Origin of the sequence: Carnobacterium sp. FSL E2-0243, assembly GCF_038003605.1 — a bacterium.
Lineage (GTDB): Bacteria > Bacillota > Bacilli > Lactobacillales > Carnobacteriaceae > Carnobacterium > Carnobacterium maltaromaticum.
Window position 1 is genome coordinate 1,810,492 of the sequence record NZ_JBBOPM010000001.1, and the last position, 17,205, is coordinate 1,827,696.

The 17,205-nt window shown below is 31.9% G+C and carries 15 protein-coding genes, 2 pseudogenes and 2 other annotated features; of the genes and pseudogenes, 15 read left to right on the top strand and 2 right to left on the bottom strand.

Translation table 11 applies throughout. The features are described from left to right. Positions 1–79: 79 nt before the first annotated feature. Positions 80–756, bottom strand: a pseudogene (locus MHI00_RS08460) (IS3 family transposase); the annotation flags it as partial. 98 nt (positions 757–854) lie between these two features. Further along, positions 855–1,151, bottom strand: coding sequence for a helix-turn-helix domain-containing protein (locus MHI00_RS08465; RefSeq protein ID WP_015076339.1), 297 nt, complete (start codon positions 1,149–1,151; stop codon positions 855–857). A gap of 223 nt (positions 1,152–1,374) precedes the next feature. On the opposite strand from MHI00_RS08465, the gene MHI00_RS08470 reads away from it, so the two are divergent. The 15 genes and pseudogenes from MHI00_RS08470 (at position 1,375) to MHI00_RS08540 (ending at position 16,927) form a co-directional block, all read left to right on the top strand. Then, complete coding sequence (locus tag MHI00_RS08470; RefSeq protein ID WP_341112730.1) at positions 1,375–1,785, top strand: universal stress protein; 411 nt, start codon at positions 1,375–1,377, stop codon at positions 1,783–1,785. A gap of 23 nt (positions 1,786–1,808) precedes the next feature. Further along, a pseudogene (locus tag MHI00_RS08475) lies at positions 1,809–2,936 on the top strand (SulP family inorganic anion transporter); the annotation flags it as partial. After that, positions 2,925–3,242, top strand: coding sequence for an STAS domain-containing protein (locus tag MHI00_RS08480; RefSeq protein ID WP_307781482.1), 318 nt, complete (start codon positions 2,925–2,927; stop codon positions 3,240–3,242). The pseudogene MHI00_RS08475 and the gene MHI00_RS08480, both read left to right, overlap by 12 nt. Before the next feature lie 325 nt (positions 3,243–3,567). Beyond that, positions 3,568–3,613: a sequence feature (sodium ion sensor (DUF1646 type); this cis-regulatory element may regulate processes involved in with the transportation of sodium ions), on the top strand. A 118-nt stretch (positions 3,614–3,731) separates the two neighbouring features. Next, entirely contained in the window at positions 3,732–4,343 is a 612-nt protein-coding gene (locus MHI00_RS08485; protein WP_257613353.1) for a TetR/AcrR family transcriptional regulator, read from the top strand. 220 nt (positions 4,344–4,563) lie between these two features. Next, positions 4,564–4,609, top strand: a sequence feature (sodium ion sensor (DUF1646 type); this cis-regulatory element may regulate processes involved in with the transportation of sodium ions). A 55-nt stretch (positions 4,610–4,664) separates the two neighbouring features. Beyond that, positions 4,665–4,991, top strand: a complete 327-nt coding sequence (locus MHI00_RS08490; protein WP_016356435.1) for a hypothetical protein — start codon at positions 4,665–4,667, stop codon at positions 4,989–4,991. After that, complete coding sequence (locus tag MHI00_RS08495) at positions 4,978–6,948, top strand: V-type ATP synthase subunit I (protein WP_341112733.1); 1,971 nt, start codon at positions 4,978–4,980, stop codon at positions 6,946–6,948. The genes MHI00_RS08490 and MHI00_RS08495 overlap by 14 nt, the downstream gene beginning before the upstream one ends. Before the next feature lie 57 nt (positions 6,949–7,005). Continuing rightward, a complete protein-coding gene (locus tag MHI00_RS08500) occupies positions 7,006–7,482 on the top strand; it encodes a V-type ATP synthase subunit K (protein WP_015076332.1) in 477 nt (158 codons plus the stop codon). 31 nt (positions 7,483–7,513) lie between these two features. Beyond that, positions 7,514–8,098, top strand: coding sequence for a V-type ATP synthase subunit E (locus tag MHI00_RS08505; protein WP_015076331.1), 585 nt, complete (start codon positions 7,514–7,516; stop codon positions 8,096–8,098). Positions 8,099–8,115: 17 nt separating this feature from the next. Beyond that, on the top strand, positions 8,116–9,120 hold the full coding sequence (locus tag MHI00_RS08510; RefSeq protein ID WP_341112741.1) for a V-type ATPase subunit: 1,005 nt from the start codon (positions 8,116–8,118) through the stop codon (positions 9,118–9,120). Next, positions 9,110–9,421 (top strand): V-type ATP synthase subunit F, encoded by a 312-nt coding sequence (locus MHI00_RS08515; RefSeq protein ID WP_015076329.1) that lies wholly within the window; start codon positions 9,110–9,112, stop codon positions 9,419–9,421. Before MHI00_RS08510 ends, MHI00_RS08515 begins: the two co-directional genes overlap by 11 nt. Positions 9,422–9,436: 15 nt before the next feature. After that, complete coding sequence (locus MHI00_RS08520) at positions 9,437–11,221, top strand: V-type ATP synthase subunit A (RefSeq protein WP_341112748.1); 1,785 nt, start codon at positions 9,437–9,439, stop codon at positions 11,219–11,221. Then, positions 11,214–12,590: a V-type ATP synthase subunit B gene (locus tag MHI00_RS08525; protein ID WP_015076327.1), complete on the top strand. Its 1,377-nt coding sequence runs from the start codon at positions 11,214–11,216 to the stop codon at positions 12,588–12,590. Before MHI00_RS08520 ends, MHI00_RS08525 begins: the two co-directional genes overlap by 8 nt. A gap of 7 nt (positions 12,591–12,597) precedes the next feature. Further along, positions 12,598–13,224: a V-type ATP synthase subunit D gene (locus tag MHI00_RS08530; protein WP_016356433.1), complete on the top strand. Its 627-nt coding sequence runs from the start codon at positions 12,598–12,600 to the stop codon at positions 13,222–13,224. Positions 13,225–13,466: 242 nt separating this feature from the next. Then, positions 13,467–14,465, top strand: coding sequence for a hypothetical protein (locus tag MHI00_RS08535; protein ID WP_341112753.1), 999 nt, complete (start codon positions 13,467–13,469; stop codon positions 14,463–14,465). 971 nt (positions 14,466–15,436) lie between these two features. Continuing rightward, positions 15,437–16,927, top strand: a complete 1,491-nt coding sequence (locus MHI00_RS08540) for a helix-turn-helix domain-containing protein (RefSeq protein ID WP_341112755.1) — start codon at positions 15,437–15,439, stop codon at positions 16,925–16,927. Positions 16,928–17,205: the final 278 nt, after the last annotated feature.

A 17,205-nucleotide genomic window follows, 5' to 3' on the forward strand; every position in this document is an offset into this window, starting at 1 on the left:
TCAAAAAAAGAGTGTACAGAAATTGAAGTGAGACCCAATAGTTAGACCAAAACCCGACCGAAGAAATTTGGTCGGGTTTTTATGCGGTCATCCGTTCGCGATATTGAACAGGACTGCAGCCAAGTTTCGTTTTGATTCGATGGTGATTATAGTAATTAATCTACTCATTAATTGCCCGCTTCAACCCTTCAAAGCTTGTATAAATCACACCATGATACATTTCTTGCTTTAATAGTCCAAAGAAGTTCTCCATCGGAGAGTTGTCGAGACAATTTCTTTTTCGTGACATGCTCTGGAATATCTTTTTATCTGCTAATGGCTTTCGATAGCTCTTCATCTGGTAAGTCCAACCTTGATCAGAATGGAAAGTCCGACGATAAGGGCAGTCCACTGTGTATACTATGGCTTCTTTCTGAGCGTCAAGAACGGCCTTTACCTTTGGTTTTCTGATATTCGATAGGACAGAATCTCTCCGTTAAACAAATCCAGGAACGGGTCTAAAAAAAGCTTCTTGATGACAGGTTTTCCGTCTGTACCTTGTTCGTAATACTTAAACTCCGAAGTATCCGTCGTAATCTTATGGTGTGGAACCGAAGTGGTGAAACGTCGGTGAATTCGATTCTTTGCCGCTCGTCCAACAGTTCCTTTGTAGGAGTTGTACTTACGTGATTTACGCGTAAATTTTTAGCCCTTCAGTCCAAACTTACGCATGATTCGGCGAATTTTCTTCTGATTCACCTTTATTCCAAGTTCGTTTTTAGCCACTATAAAAAGCCCCCTAAGTTAGATTTTTTGGTCTAACTTAGGGAGCTCACTTCAAATTAATTAATTTCTGTACACTCTTTTTTTTTAATTTAGAAAATATCTTCTAAAAATGTTAACAGCTCAGTTTTTTTTTGAGTAGGCATTTTCTTCACAGTTGTAATTAGTTTTTTTTCAACAGGAGTAAGATCTGTTGAAAAAAATTCAGATAAAGAAACTCCTAGAATATCGCATATGTGTTTTAAAGTTGCTAATGACAATTTAGTTGAATTATTTTCAATTGCTGAAATAAAAGAAGGGGATACCTCAGTTCTTTGTGCTAATTCTTTTGCAGTCATATTATTTATTTTTCTAAGTTCTTGTATTTTTTCACCAACATTAGTTACCATACTTATTACCTACCTTTCTTTTCTCTACTCTTTAATAGTATCTATTAATTTGTAGGAATGCAATATGTAGGTTGAAATATAAGGTAATAACTATTTTATTTACTCATGTATGTATATATTCGTCGTATTTTTAACTCAGTGGTGAATTTTTGTTGGAAAATTGACTACACTATGCTACTATTAACTGAGTCATTCATTACTAAAAGGAAATGGGGAAAGAAGAATGAAAAAAATCGTACTTGCGTTTGATGGGTCCACCCATGCAGTAAATGCTGTCAATGAAGCTAAAAAATTGATGCAAGGTTTTCCAGGTGTCAGTTTAACAATTTTAGAAGTTCTTGACATCGCTAAAGCTAAGGACCAAGCACTTGATCTATCAAAAAACTATGAGGAAAGAAAAAATGTACGAATAGATGAAGTGAAACAACAATTAGCCGGGTTAGTAGATACTTTTGAAGTTTCAATTCTCATTGGAGACCCAGCTTCAGAGATTATTAAACATGTTAAAAAAAATAACTATGATTTGCTTATTATGGGAAGCAGAGGATTAAATCTTCTTCAAGAATTTGTTATGGGAAGCGTAAGCCACAAAGTAATGAAATATGTGCCTATTCCTGTGTTGATTGTTAAATAAACAGAAAGGAGTTTTATTTATTTATGTTAATTAGTTTAAAAAAAGAGGAATGGTTTGGAAATATAAAAAATGATGTTTTAGGAGGTTTAGTTACCTCAATTGCACTTATTCCAGAAGTTATCGGATTTGCAATTATCGCAGGAGTTAATCCTATTACTGCCTTATTTGCGTCAGTTACTACAGCCATTGTCACTTCGATTACTGGTGGACGTCCTGCTATGGTTTCGGCCGCAGCGGGGTCAATGGCTCTAGTTATGGTTACCTTAATAAAAACTCACGGGATTGAATATATGGTTGCTGCAACTATTTTAACAGGAATCCTTCAGTTATCTCTTGGTTACTTAGGAATTCATAAATTAATGAAGTTTATTTCAAAACCAGTTATGCTAGGCTTTGTGAATGCATTAGCCATTTTAATTTTTCTTGCTCAAGTTCAACAATTAGGAAGTAAGAATATCTTTACTTACGCAATGGTTGGAGTGACCATTGTGCTGATGTATATCATCCCTAAATTATCTAAAGCAATTCCCCCAGCCTTAATAGTGATTATTGTGATGACCCTGCTTTCCTTATTTCCACAATTTGGACTTCAAACTGTAGGTGATTTAGGAGATATGTCAGGAAAGTTACCTTTCCCAAGTTTGCCAATGGTTCCCTTCACATTCGAAACAGTAGTCATTATTTTCCCAACAGCTTTGGCGTTATCGATGGTCGGATTGATTGAATCTTTGTTAACTTTACCATTAATTAACGATATGACTGAGTCAAAGGGTGATAATAAACGAGAAGTTAAAGCTCAAGGTTTAGCCAATGTTGTTACTGGTTTTTTTGGAGGACCAGCTGGCTGTGCTATGATTGGTCAAGCGGTCATCAATGTCAAATCTGGCGGTAGAAAAAGACTCTCCACTCTTACGGCAGGATTAGCTTTACTTTTCTTAATTGTTGCGCTAAAAGAAGTAATGATTCAAATACCAACAGCTGCTCTAATTGGAATTATGATTACAGTAGCATTTGAAACATTTGATTGGGAAAGCGCAAGAAACTTAAAAAAAGCTCCATTAACAGAAACCTTAATCATGTTAATTACCATTGCAATAGTTGTCTATACTCATAATTTAGCAATTGGTATTTTAGTAGGTGTGTTGTTAAGTATTTTTGTTTTCATCGCGAAAATATCAAAATTGAAATTTAACAAAGCAAATGAAACGATTTATATTAGTGGTCAATTATTTTTTGCGTCAGCCAATTCTCTAACAGAGTATTTTGAAAAACAAGATCCGCAAGAAAAGATTATAATAGACTTATCAAACGTTCATATATGGGATGAATCTGGCATAGAAGCTCTAACAGCTACTTTGGATATTTTAGAGAAAAGATTTTATTCCTATAAAATAGTCGGACTTCAAACAACAAATGCGAAATTAAATGCAAGGATAGGTTCAATAAATTTGCTCTAAGAAATAATTTTTATTCCTTCTAAGACATTTTTAACTTATTTGAAATAAATAATTTTCTATGATAAAAAGTGAATTTTAAGGTTATAAAAATTTAGTCTTTTTAAATGTATGTTCCGTGTGTTTTTAATTTTTTTTAATTCATACTTGTTTAGAAGTTATCCATTTTTTCTTTTATAATAATAAAAATAGATAAATTATGCTTTAAAAACGCGCAATTTATCCGTTGACTTTACAAGTCAAATCCGTTTTAAAAGAGTGTTATGTTTAAATTTGACAAAAAAAATATATTGTGATAAATTTATCACAATATATTATAATTTAAATCGGTTGGGCGCAAGCTTTCAAGGTGGTTTCTTCAGGGGTGAGAAGAATAACTTAGAAGTGTGCGCTTTTTTTATTTATTTCAAATAAAGAGTAAAGAGGCTATAAAATTTAATTAGGAGGGATTTTGTTATAAACAAGGAAGTTTCTAAAACGCAGGAACGTATAATTAATGCTGCAATATATCTTGTTTCTCAAGGAGGGTACAAAAGTGCAACAACAAAATTAATTGCTGAAGAAGCATTAGTGAACGAGACAACAATATTTAAAAATTTCAAGTCAAAGAATGCCTTGTTAGCTATAGCATTTGAGCAACATACCAATCGAATTAAGGAAGAAGCAACGTTGTTCTTTTTGTCTGATTTTGAAAATCAACAAGACTTACTAAGACAAACTGGATATTTTATTCAAAGATTATTTCAAAAAAATCGTTATTTAATTGTTGCTTCTATTAAAGAAATTGGTAATAAGGAACTAGATAATTTTTTTAGATGTAGACAAGAATATGTTGATTTGATTTTATCAAACAAGCTAAGAGAATTTCATGATAAAGAGCAAAGTGAAGACCAATATTATAAAACAATTAGTTTTATTTTTAACAATGCACTCATAGCTTTGCTATTAAAAGACATTGGCTATAGTAGTGAGGAAGATCATAAAAAAATCACGGTGGAGGATGTTATTGGTATTGCTTTATTGTTTTTAAATACTGTAGATAATAAATTTATGCTAGATGAAAAAAGTTCCATCAAAAATATAATTAGGATGGAAGATATATGACTACTATGGATTCTATATTAATCAGATTCATAAGAACGTAATTTAGTATCACAATTAAAAAAATACATGAGACATAAAGTATCACTTTATATATATACTAGTTTAAATGGAAATATAATGTAATTTTTTCAACAATATTTTAAGATTTCTATGCCAAAATTGACAAAAAAAAAGTGGTATGTTAAATTTAAGATAACTTAAATTTAACATAGATAAAATCGGTTGGGCGCAAGCTTTCAAGGTAATTTCTTCAGGGGTGAGAAGAATATATTGGAATCTTGCGCCTTTTTGTAGTTAAAAAATAGAGTAGAGGTGAAAAAAATGAGTAAAAGTTCTATTGAGTTTGTGATAAGTCAAGAAAAAAAGGCGGAGAAGATAGAAAGAGAGTCAAAAAAATTCAATGAAGAGTTGCTGTCCAAAACCAATAAAATACTTGAGGAAAAAAAAAGAATATTAGCTAAAGATATAGAGGATTATAAAAAAGAAAAAGAACGAAACTATCAATTAAAATTCGAGGAAAATCAACAAATTATGTTAGAAAAACTCGAGTCAAATAGCCAGATGATTAAAAATAAAGTCAGCTTGAATCAAGAAGAGGTCATTGAAGATATCGTGAGGGAGGTTGTGAGTCAGTATGGCCATAGCTGAAATGAAAAAAATCACCCTAATTGGACAACATTCTGAAAAAGAACAACTAATAAAATCTACGCAAGAATTACAGAATCTAGAGTTAGTTAACATAACAAAGTTACAAGAAAAAGAGAGTTTTTTACACTATTATAATATGGATATGGCAGTAAACAATCAAAAGGAAATAGAAAGTACGTTGCGGTTGATAGAGGAATCCTACGCTTTTATTCAGAAATTCAAGCTAAAAGCAAAAGGATTCTCTAATTACAGAATAGGTCGCAAACAATATGAATTCAATGAAATAGAGCAAATGGTTGAGAGTAGTGAACTACTAGAACTCTGTGAAGGACTTAAAATAGTTGAAAAAGAATTGCATCATCTAGATCAATTGCGTAAAAATAAAAACAATGAATTAGATTTCTTTACTCGTTGGAAGAAACTAACGTTTAATCCAAAGATACGCGAAGAATTGAATTATTTTATTATTTTAATTGGTACCGTTTCAGTGGATAATGGAATGAAATTAAAAACGAACCTTGCTGAAGAAAAGGATGTATATTTAGAAGAAATTTATCAAACTAGAGATGACATGGGCCTTGTTCTTTATTTTGATAAATTAGATTCCGCTAAAGTGGAAAAAATTACTCAAAGCCATCACTTTTCATCCCTAATCTATGATTATCCTAATGAACCAGTAGTTGAGTTGGAAAAATGTCAGCTTAATATTGCTGCGATTATAGAAAAACAAAATAAATTAAAAAATAAAGTTAGTGAATACGTTAATCAAGCAGAGCTTTTAGAGTTAGGAATAGAGTACTATGTAAACCTTTTAGAAAGAGAAAAAGGAAAATCACTAGTAATGAATGGGCAGCATCTTTTTATTTTGAGCGGGTGGCTAGAGTCAACAAAAATAGAAGAATTTAAAACATTATTATCTCTCGATATAGGTGAAGAGTCGTATGCTTTAATTGCGGAAGAAATTAACCCAGCTGAAGTAAGCAAGGTACCAATTGTACTCACTAATAACGCAATTGTAGAACCTTTTGAAACCTTGACGGAGATGTATAGTATGCCTAAGTATGATGATGTAGACCCGACTCCTCTTTTGATGCCTTTTTATATGGTCTTTTTCGGGATGATGGTTGCGGATGTAGGATACGGTTTATTATTACTAATTGTTACCTTTCTAATACAACATTTTTTAAATTTAGATAGAGGGATCGCGAAGAACATCCGCTTTTTCTATTTGCTTTCCTTTCCTACAATTTTATGGGGAGCAGTATACGGTTCATTTTTTGGTTATACACTGCCGTTTCAGCTGTTAAACCCGCAAAAAGATGTGAATACAATCTTAATTACTTCTGTCGTTTTTGGCTTCATTCAACTAATCTTTGGGCTATGTGTAAACGGCACAGTTTTGTGGAGAAAAAAGCAAATCAGAAATGGATATGTAGAGTCGTTTTCATGGGTTGGAATTTTATGTGGGATTGCTTTGATTACGCTAGAGCTATTAGTGTTTCCAAGTTATGCAGTATTCTTAATTGGGGCTAGTTTAATTGGGATTAATGTTTTTGGATTGCTACTATTTTCCACTTTAGGATCTAAAAATAAATTAGTAGGATTCGGGAGCGGCTTATATTCCTTATACGGAATTACGGGCTATGTAGGTGATTTAGTGAGCTACACAAGATTAATGGCACTAGGAATAGCGGGTGGAAGTATTGCTCAGGCTTTCAATTTAATCATTGACTTATTGCCACCAATTGCCAAATTTACCGTTGGAATATTACTATTTGCATTACTACACTCTATTAATATTTTCTTAAGTTTCTTAAGCGCCTATGTGCATGGTGCGCGGTTACAATATGTTGAATTTTTTGGTAAATTTTATCAAGGTGGAGGAAGAGCTTTACAGCCTTTAAAGACCTATGAAAAATATATTTATTTAAAGAAACGTGAAATGAAATCAAAATAAAGTATCTATTGTCTTAATTGAATAGATTAAAAAAAAGATATGGAGGAATTGGATCATATGAATAATTGGTTAACTTTTTTTATGGAAAATAATGGTGGAATTGGATTTGCAGGGTTAGGGATGGCGGTAGCAATGATTTTTGCAGGAATTGGCTCAGCTAAAGGAGTTGGTATGACCGGGGAGGCAGCGGCAGCATTATTAACGGAACAACCTGAAAAATTTGGTAAGTCTTTAATTCTTCAATTACTACCAGGAACGCAGGGACTGTATGGTTTCGTTATTGCATTTATGATTTTTATTCAAGCTGATGCGGATTTAAGTCTGACTAAGGGGATTTATTTCTTTGTCGCTGCATTACCAGTCGCGTTTACAGGATTATTTTCAGGGATTTATCAAGGTCGTGTTGCAACAGCAGCGATCCAAATTTTAGCCAAAAGACCAGAACACGTGATGAAGGGTGTTATATACGCAGCAATGGTAGAGACATATGCAATTTTAGGTTTTGTTATTTCGTTTATTCTAGTTTTTAATTAATTAACTGTTTTGAATAAAAGGAGTGAAAAAAATGTCAGATTTAACAAAACTTACAGAAAAAATGTTAAAGCGAATAGAGAATGAATCTGAAGAAAAAACTGCAAAAGCAAAAATTCAAGCTAAAGAGTTGTTATCTTCAGGAGAACGGCAATTAATGGATCAGTCTCATAGTGAAAAAGCAAAAATTGATGCAACTATTTTGAAGGATTATAACTTGAATTTAAATTCATATAAAATAAAATTACGAAATAGATTGCTAGCTGAAAAACAACAAATTATTGAAGAAACATTTGAACAGGCATTGAAAAAAATGAAGGATTGGAATTCTACTGAGTTTCAAGACTTTCTAGAACATGCAATTAAGCAGTTTAGTACAGAAAAGAAAATTGAAGTTATATTAGGCAACAAATCCAGTGGCTATATTTCACAAGAATTTCTTCACGAGTTAGAAATAAAATCTAGTTTTTTAATAGTACTTTCGCAGGAAAAAATTGCTAATAAATCAGGTTTTATTTTAAGAATGGCTGGAATTGATTATAATTTTTGCTTTGAAGATATTATAAAGACAAAAAAAGAAGATTTAATGCCTATGGTTTCAACTAAACTATTTAATTAGAAGGACGGAGGTCAGTTATGAAAGCTACGGATTATGCTGGAACGAATGCGTTAATTCGTGTGTATGAAACACGCCTTTTAAGAAATGAACAGTTCGAAACGATGCTTCAGGCAAGCAGTTTTGAAGAGGCCGTCAATGTTTTGAAAGATAGCTCATATCGACAGGATGTAGAAAAAATAAAAGAAAATAAAGACTATGAACTGTTAATAGACAATGAAATGCAACGAACATTTAAAGAATTATTTGAGATCAGTCCAGAACCACGTTTAATTGAGTTTTTTTCTTTACGATACTCTTATCATAATTTGAAAATTTTATTGAAGGCTAAGTTAGTAGGGGAGAATTTTGATTATTTATTACTAGATATTGGCAAAGAGCCGCTTTCAGCTTTACGTCACGTTGTTGAGGCGGGGAAATCTGAAGTACTTCACCCAATTATTATAGAAGCTTTGGAAGATGCGCTTGATTATTATGAAGAGTATCATAATATACAGGCGATAGATATCATTTTAGATCGTTTTTATTTTAGACATATTAAAGCGTTATCTCTAGAATTAAACGAACCAAAAATTATTAAATTAGCAAATCTATTTATCGATTTTAACAACCTTTCAATTCTATGTAGAGCGATTGATCAAAAACAAACACGAAATTTTCTTCATGCTGTCTTATCAAGTTCTGGTGAGGTTTCTAAAGCAACTTTGATTGAGCTAGCTTCTGAGGATTTAGGGAGTTTGTCAAAAAAATTAATGAAATTGCCTTATAAGACTATTATTCAAGCAGCTACTAATTCGGAAACCAGACAAATATCGCCAATTAAAATTGACTTAGAGACTGATAATTCGCTAATGAAGTTTTTTCAAATGGCGAAATTTGAAGTTTTTGGCCCTATGCCTATATTAGCCTATCTTTATGCAAAACAAACCGAGGTAAGAAACCTAAGACTTATTTTAGTTGGGAAAAAAAATCAAATCCCGCAAGATTCTTTGAGAGAAAGGATGCGGTTGAACTATGGTGCATAAAATTGGAGTAATTGGAGACAAAGATTCAATCTTACCGTTTAAAATTCTTGGTTTTGATGTTTTTTATGCAGAAGATGCAGCTTCCGTTAGAATAATTATTCCTAAGCTGGCAGAAGATAATTATGGAATTATCTATTTAACTGAGCAACTTGGAGCGTTAATACCAGAAACAATTAAACGTTATGATGAAAAAATTACTCCAGCTATTATTTTAATCCCCAATCATTTAGGTGTTTTAAATATTGGAAAAAATCGAATTCAAGAAAATGTAGAAAAAGCAGTTGGAAAAAATATTTTATAGTAGGGGGATATTGGTTTGAAAAAAGGTGAAATCATTAAAGTCTCAGGTCCTTTAATTATGGCTAAAGGTATGGAAGAAGCGAATATTCAAGATATTTGTCAAGTCGGTAAAATTGGATTAATTGGTGAAATTATTGAAATGCGAGGAGATGTCGCCTCTATTCAAGTCTATGAAGAAACGTCAGGGGTAGGTCCAGGCGAACCCGTCACGACAACTGGTAATGCGTTATCTGTTGAATTGGGCCCTGGTTTAATTGCTCAAATGTTTGATGGAATCCAACGTCCTTTAAAAGAATTTATGGAAGTGACAAAAAGTGATTTTTTAGTTCGTGGTATTTCAATCGAAGCATTAGACCATGAAAAAAAATGGTTGTTTGAACCAGTTTTAGAACTAGGAATGGATGTTTCTAGCGGAGATGTTATTGGAATCGTTCAAGAAACTAAAGTGATTGTGCATAAAATAATGGTTCCTAATGGAATAAGTGGAAAAATAGTTGCATTAGAAGCTGGACATTTCAATTTAAAGGAAACAGTCTATACCCTTGAAACTCTCAGTGGATTAAAAGAATTTACAATGATGCAAAAATGGCCCGTTCGACGTGCCCGACCGATTGCTAAGAAATTAAACCCAACAGAACCGATGACAACAGGGCAAAGAGTTATTGATACTTTTTTTCCAGTAGTTAAGGGTGGAGCTGCAGCGGTTCCGGGACCATTTGGTGCTGGGAAAACAGTTGTACAGCATCAAATAGCTAAGTGGAGCGATGTAGAAATTGTTGTGTATGTTGGGTGTGGAGAACGTGGGAATGAAATGACTGATGTAATAAATGAATTCCCAGAGTTGATTGATCCTAATACTGGAGAGTCTTTGATGGAACGGACGATTCTCATAGCCAATACCTCCAATATGCCAGTAGCTGCCAGAGAAGCTTCTATTTATACTGGTATTACAATTGCTGAATATTTTCGAGACATGGGCTACAGTGTGGCAATTATGGCAGATTCTACTTCGCGTTGGGCAGAGGCATTACGTGAAATGTCTGGTCGTTTAGAAGAAATGCCTGGAGATGAAGGGTATCCTGCATACTTAGGTAGTCGAATAGCAGAATACTATGAGCGAGCAGGTTTAGCTATTGCTTTGGGTTCAGAGAAACGTCAAGGGAGTATTACCGCTATTGGAGCTGTATCTCCACCAGGAGGAGATATTTCAGAGCCAGTTACTCAAAATACGTTACGGATTGTTAAAGTCTTTTGGGGATTAGATTCAATTTTAGCTCAAAAACGTCATTTTCCCTCCATTAACTGGTTAAGTTCTTATTCGCTGTATTTGCCAGAAGTTGGTAAGTTTAATAATCAAGCATTAAATATGGGTTGGAGTGAGATGGTTACAAATGCTATGAGTATTTTACAAGAGGAATCTCAGTTAGAAGAGATTGTTCGTTTAGTTGGACTAGATTCATTGTCAGAAAAAGATCGTCTTACTTTAAGCATTGCAAAATCTATACGTGAAGATTATCTCCAACAAAATGCATTTGATGACGTAGATACTTATACCTCGCGTCAAAAACAAGCCTATATGTTGGAACTTATTTTATATTTTGGAGAAGAAGCACGAAATGCACTGAATCTAGGGGCTTACCTGTCAGAAATATTGGAAGGGACGCTTCAATTGAGAGATAAGATTTCTCGTAGCAAATATATATCAGAATCTGAATTAACAAAGTTTGATTTAATCAAAACTGAAATAAAACGAGTGCTTAAAGAAATTGTAGCTAATGGAGGGATGGACAATCATGCTTAAAGAGTACAGAACAATAAATGAAATAGTCGGTCCTTTGATGGCGGTTGAAAAAGTTAACGGAGTAAAATATGATGAATTAGTTGAAATTCAGATGCAAAATGGTGAGGTTAGACACGGACAAGTGTTAGAGGTTGATGGAGATACAGCTATGGTTCAAATATTTGAAGGCTCTGATGGAATTAACTTAAAAAATTCAAAGGTCCGATTTTTGGGGCGTCCTCTTTCGTTAGCTGTTTCTGAAGACATGGTTGGCCGTGTTTTTGATGGTATGGGGCGTGTGAAGGATGAAGGTCCAGATTTGATTCCAGAAAAACGTTTAGATGTAAATGGCGAGGCAATCAACCCTATGGCACGAGATTATCCGAATGAGTTTATTCAAACTGGAATTTCTGCTATTGATCATTTAAATACATTAGTCCGCGGTCAAAAATTGCCAGTTTTTTCAGGTTCGGGGTTGCCTCATAAAGAATTAGCAGCTCAAATAGCTAGGCAGGCAACAGTACCAAATAGTGAAGATACATTTGCAGTTGTATTTGCAGCAATTGGAATCACTTTTGAGGAAGCAGAATATTTTATGGAAGATTTTCGTAAAACTGGGGCAATTGATCGATCAGTTATGTTTATTAATTTGGCCAATGATCCTGCTATTGAACGTATCGCAACACCCAAAATGGCTTTGACAGCGGCAGAGTATTTAGCCTATGAAAAAGGGATGCAAGTTTTGGTTATTATGACAGATATGACGAATTATTGTGAAGCCTTGAGAGAAATTTCTGCTGCACGTCGTGAAGTACCAGGGCGTCGAGGGTATCCAGGGTATTTATATACAAATTTAGCAACATTATATGAACGTGCTGGGCGGTTGAAGGGGAAAAAAGGTTCTGTTACCCAAATACCAATTTTAACTATGCCAGAGGATGATAAGACACATCCCATTCCTGATTTAACAGGATATATAACCGAAGGTCAAATTATTTTATCTCGTGAGTTATATAAAAGTGGTATACAACCTCCTATTGATGTATTGCCTTCTTTATCACGTTTGAAGGATAAAGGAACAGGAGAAGGGAAAACACGTCACGATCATGCCGCCACAATGAATCAATTATTTGCTGCATATGCAGAAGGAAAGCAAGCCAAAGAATTAGCTGTTGTACTTGGTGAATCGGCACTTTCCAAAGTTGATAAATTATATGCACTTTTTGCTGAACGCTTTGAAAAAGAATACATTAATCAAGGTTTTACTACAAATAGAACAATTGAAGAGACGTTGGACTTAGGATGGGAACTGCTGTCAATTTTACCAAGAACAGAATTGAAGAGAATTAAAGATGAGTTGCTAGATCAATTTTTATTAAAGGGAGAGTGAAACTACTGTGGTACGTTTAAATGTAAATCCTACACGTATGGAGCTTTCAAAATTAAAAAAAAGATTAACAACGGCAACGAGAGGGCATAAGCTGCTTAAAGATAAGCAAGATGAATTAATGCGTCGTTTTATTATTTTAGTCAGACAAAATAACCTGTTAAGAAGCGATGTTGAAAATTCCTTAATTACAAGTATGCAATCGTTTGTTATGGCAAAGGCTCTTTTGAATGAAAAGTTTATTGAAGGATTAGTAGTAGTTCCTGCAAGAAAAGTAATCGTAGATATTTATGAAAAAAACATAATGAATGTAGAAGTACCTGTGATGAATTTTTCTTATCCAGAGGCTGAAAAAGAGTTACCCTATGGTTATCTAAACTCGAATAGTGAATTAGATCAATCAATTGATGAGCTATCGCAAATTTTACCGAAATTACTGGAGTTAGCAGAGATAGAGAAAACATGTCAATTACTTGCTGACGAAATAGAAAAAACTAGACGACGAGTAAATGCGTTAGAGTATATGACGATTCCTAAACTAAAAGAAACAATTCGTTATATACAAATGAAACTTGAAGAAAATGAACGCGCAAATATTACACGGTTAATGAAAGTAAAAGATATGGGAATAAAATAGGAGTATTCAAAAATAAATTCCAGCTACATTATGCGATTGATTTGTTATGATAATGAGCATAAAAACGTAGCAAAGCATGATGGGAATTTAGAACACAGCTAAACCTTTAATTAGTGACAAACAAAATATTATAGAGGATCAGAGAAGTAATAAAGGTTATAGAAATACCATGAAAAGTGATTTAATTAAATTTTAAATTTTAATTTTTCAGGATAGTCCAATTAATTATTCAAGGAGGTAACATGGGTAAATTTCAATTCATAAAAAAAGTAGAACAAATGATTACGCCAAAAGATACTGCAACTCTACAGGTCATGGCACCTTTAAGTAAGTTAATACCAAAAAGATTTCAAAATGCAGTCATGAACTATTCTGCACAGAAAAATCCTTATATGGGTTTTGTTGTGGAGCCATACAGTACATTTTTGTGCTATGAAATTTTAGATTTGAAATGGGCAGAAAGTCTTATACCAGATGATTTTGAATTGATAAAAACAAAAATTTTTTCCGATGGTGAACCAAAGTATTATATGATTTTTGGAACGTTTAATGTTCATACAAGTACTTTTTGGGGCACACGTTTAGAGGTGAATATTATTGCGAAAAATAATAAGACTAATTTATTAAGTTGGGTTATTATTGATTATGATACGAACACGTTGAGTCATGATAAATTAAACGGTGTTGTTGAATCAACGACTGAAAAAGTTGTTTTTACAACAGATTATGAAGGTACTATTATTGCGGATATTGAAAATAAAGAAAAAGAGCGTTCTTTGATATTTGATTTAAGTACACAAAATTCAACAGAAAAATTATTAGATAGTCGCTTATGGTTGGAAGGAAACTTGTCTGTTGCATACGGGCGTGATATTTCTCAAAATACCAATGAAGCCTTTTCATTAAAATTCAACCAAAAAGAAGTTGAAAAAGGGTACCGTGTTCCGCTAAAGCAAGTGAATATTATAAAAAATAATTGGTTTGGAGGGTTGTGTCAGAATGAGCCAGATGAAGTTGTTTATTTTCCATATGCACAACACTATCTATCAGATAGTCCAGGGTATTATAGTGATATTCGCAGTCAAGAGCAGATGGTTGAAGCTTATGAAAACTTGGATTTAGATAGTATACCTGATTATTCCTCAGAAATTCATAGAAAGACAATTAAAGTAGCTGTTGTTTTTAATGTTTTTTTTGTATCGACATTGATATTCTTACTTTTAAAAAAAAGAAATGATTAATCGAATCATCAGTTGAATGCTGTCTTTATGATGACATTGTAGCAGAGAGCACTGATGGCATTGGTCTATAGTATTTATTATGTGTCATGAATTTAAGGAGCTAGAATATTGTACCTGTGTGTTTCGTCTGGATTGTTTTTTTATACCATTTTGTAACGTACACAAAATATTTAAAACTCCCAAAAAAGATTGTCACAACTTTTTTGGGAGTTATTTTAAATCGTTCCGAGGATGGATTAACTCTGCTTAAAAGTCTAATAGATAATGTATTAGACTTTTATCATTTTATAAAAATTAAAGAAACCTAAGTTTGTAGTTAGGGGTTGGTAAGGGAAAGATTAACCTGTATCAGAAGTATATGCGATAGATAAATATTTAGTTTCAAAGTAGATTCCTTCTAAGCAATTAATTAAGTAAGATACTGCAACTACTACTCTTGAAAATATGAGTTTAAAAAAATTTAGAAGAGTGGGTACAGAGAATGAAACAGCTGAACCAGTTATTATTTTTATCCAGTCGTTTACTTAGAGAATTTATAGCAGTTATATATAAATGATGGTTTATGATAGTTGTTCTATTAGAAGTATCAATTTTTGTAACAAGTATTAGGTATTGATGAATAATAGTTAATGCTTATAAAAGATTATCCCAATAATAGAATTAATCTTTTTGAGCATTGCAATGTATCTGTTTGTTGAACTAACTAATTTTTTATAGAAATAAATGTAAATATTATGTTTACAAAAAATAATCTTATTAAATACTAGATTAGGAATTAATCATATGAAATCATTTATAAATACAGGTTGCATGTGATTTTAATTTTTCAATTTCATACTTTTTAAAATCTACTAATGTTTTTCTACATAAGAGGACAATAGCAAAATAATACTTTGAAAACTATTGACAAAAAAAAGGTAGTATGTTAAGTTTTTAAAATTATATATTAAGAAAAATAAGGAGTGATTTGAGTGAATTTTTTTTTTAATAGAAGAACATTGAGAAAAATACTAGCATTCTACTTTATCGTAGAAAATAATGGAAATGTCGATTTGAATAACGTTAGTGAGTATTTAAAATGTACAGTAAGAACGACCAAAGATGTACTGGATGAATTAGAAAATGATGTAAAACAATGGGATAGCGAAGTATATTTACAACAAAAGTCTGATGGTTATTTATATGTTTATATTCCTTCAGACCTTTCAATTCATGGTATCTATTTATACTACTTAGAGGACAATATTAATTTTAATTGGATGAAGCAATATTTTTTTGAAAATACTGTGGAAATAAATGAATATGCCTTAGATCACTATGTTTCGTATTCTACGATGTATAAAAATATGAAGGTAATTGATAGAAATATTCTTTCTCGATACAAGTTACAATTTAATACTAATGTTAATGCAACGATTTTAGGCGATGAAAAGCAAAAGAGACTATTCTTTTTTGATTTTTTTTGGTATTCATATAGTGGTTTGAAATGGCCTTTTTATAATGTTGAAAAAAAAAAGTTCGATATCTTTTTTAAGTATATAGAAAAAATTAGGGTTCGAAATATTGGACTTTCAGAAAAAGAAATTTTACGTTATTATTTTGCAATAATCTTTCATAGAATAGAAATAGGTGAGACTTGTGACGAGTCTATTTTGAAAAATCAATTGCTAGATGATAGTAAACACTACACTATACTTAAAGAAAGCTTGTTCCCAATCTATAAAAGTATATTTCCAAAGTTGATGAAAAAAGATATTGAATCTGAAATAGCATTTCTTTATCTTACTATTTTTGGACTTGAATTCCATTTAGAAGATAATGCGATTGTATCAGAAATGTTAGTTTACGTGCAAACACATGACATCAATGTAGTAGAATACACAAATTTTTGGATGAAAGAGTTCTTTCTTTATTTTGATATTAAATTAAATGCTAGAGAATATAGTATTTTATATTCTAATTTAATTCATATTCATTCTAGAGCTTCATTATTTGAGGGTATTGACAGTATCTCTGAAGATATCCCAGGCATTTTAAAATCCAAGGGGCCACTTACACATATAGTAAATAAATTTTATGAAATATTAGTTGAGAAATCAACATTTGAAAATCCTCTTTTTGAAAACAGAGTATTTTTAATCAATAAGTATTCAGTTTTGATAGAAAAATATGCAGGGAAAAAATATTTAATTAATCACATAAAAATTTGCCTGTTATCAATTTACGGGGGTGAAACTAGTAAAGATTTTAATGATTTACTAAGAATGAATGATCTAGATCAAATTGTTGATGTAACAATATCTCTAAGTAATGATGTTGATTTAATTATTACAGATAGAGTTTATGATGAGTTAAAAGACACTGAAATAGAAATGTTATTATGGGAAGTAAATCCATCTGATAGGTCAAAAAATAGAATTATACATCGTATTAAGGAAATCGTTGATAAAAGAATTAGATAGTATACAAGCTAAATAAAACTTACTGTAAAGGAATAATATCTAGTTTAAAATATAAGTAAAATTGATTTAGCACTTATTTTTATTTTTTTGTCAAAAAAAAATAAAAAATAAAAAAATAGTAAGTAAAAAAGGATGAAAATTAAGTCGAGAAAAAAGAAAAAAGGATGAAATGCTTTATTAAAGGCATTTCTTCCTTTTTTTTTCTGTAATAAGAACTACATTTAAAAAAAAGTATTACAAGAAGTGACTTGTTATAATAAAAACTGTCTTAACAACTA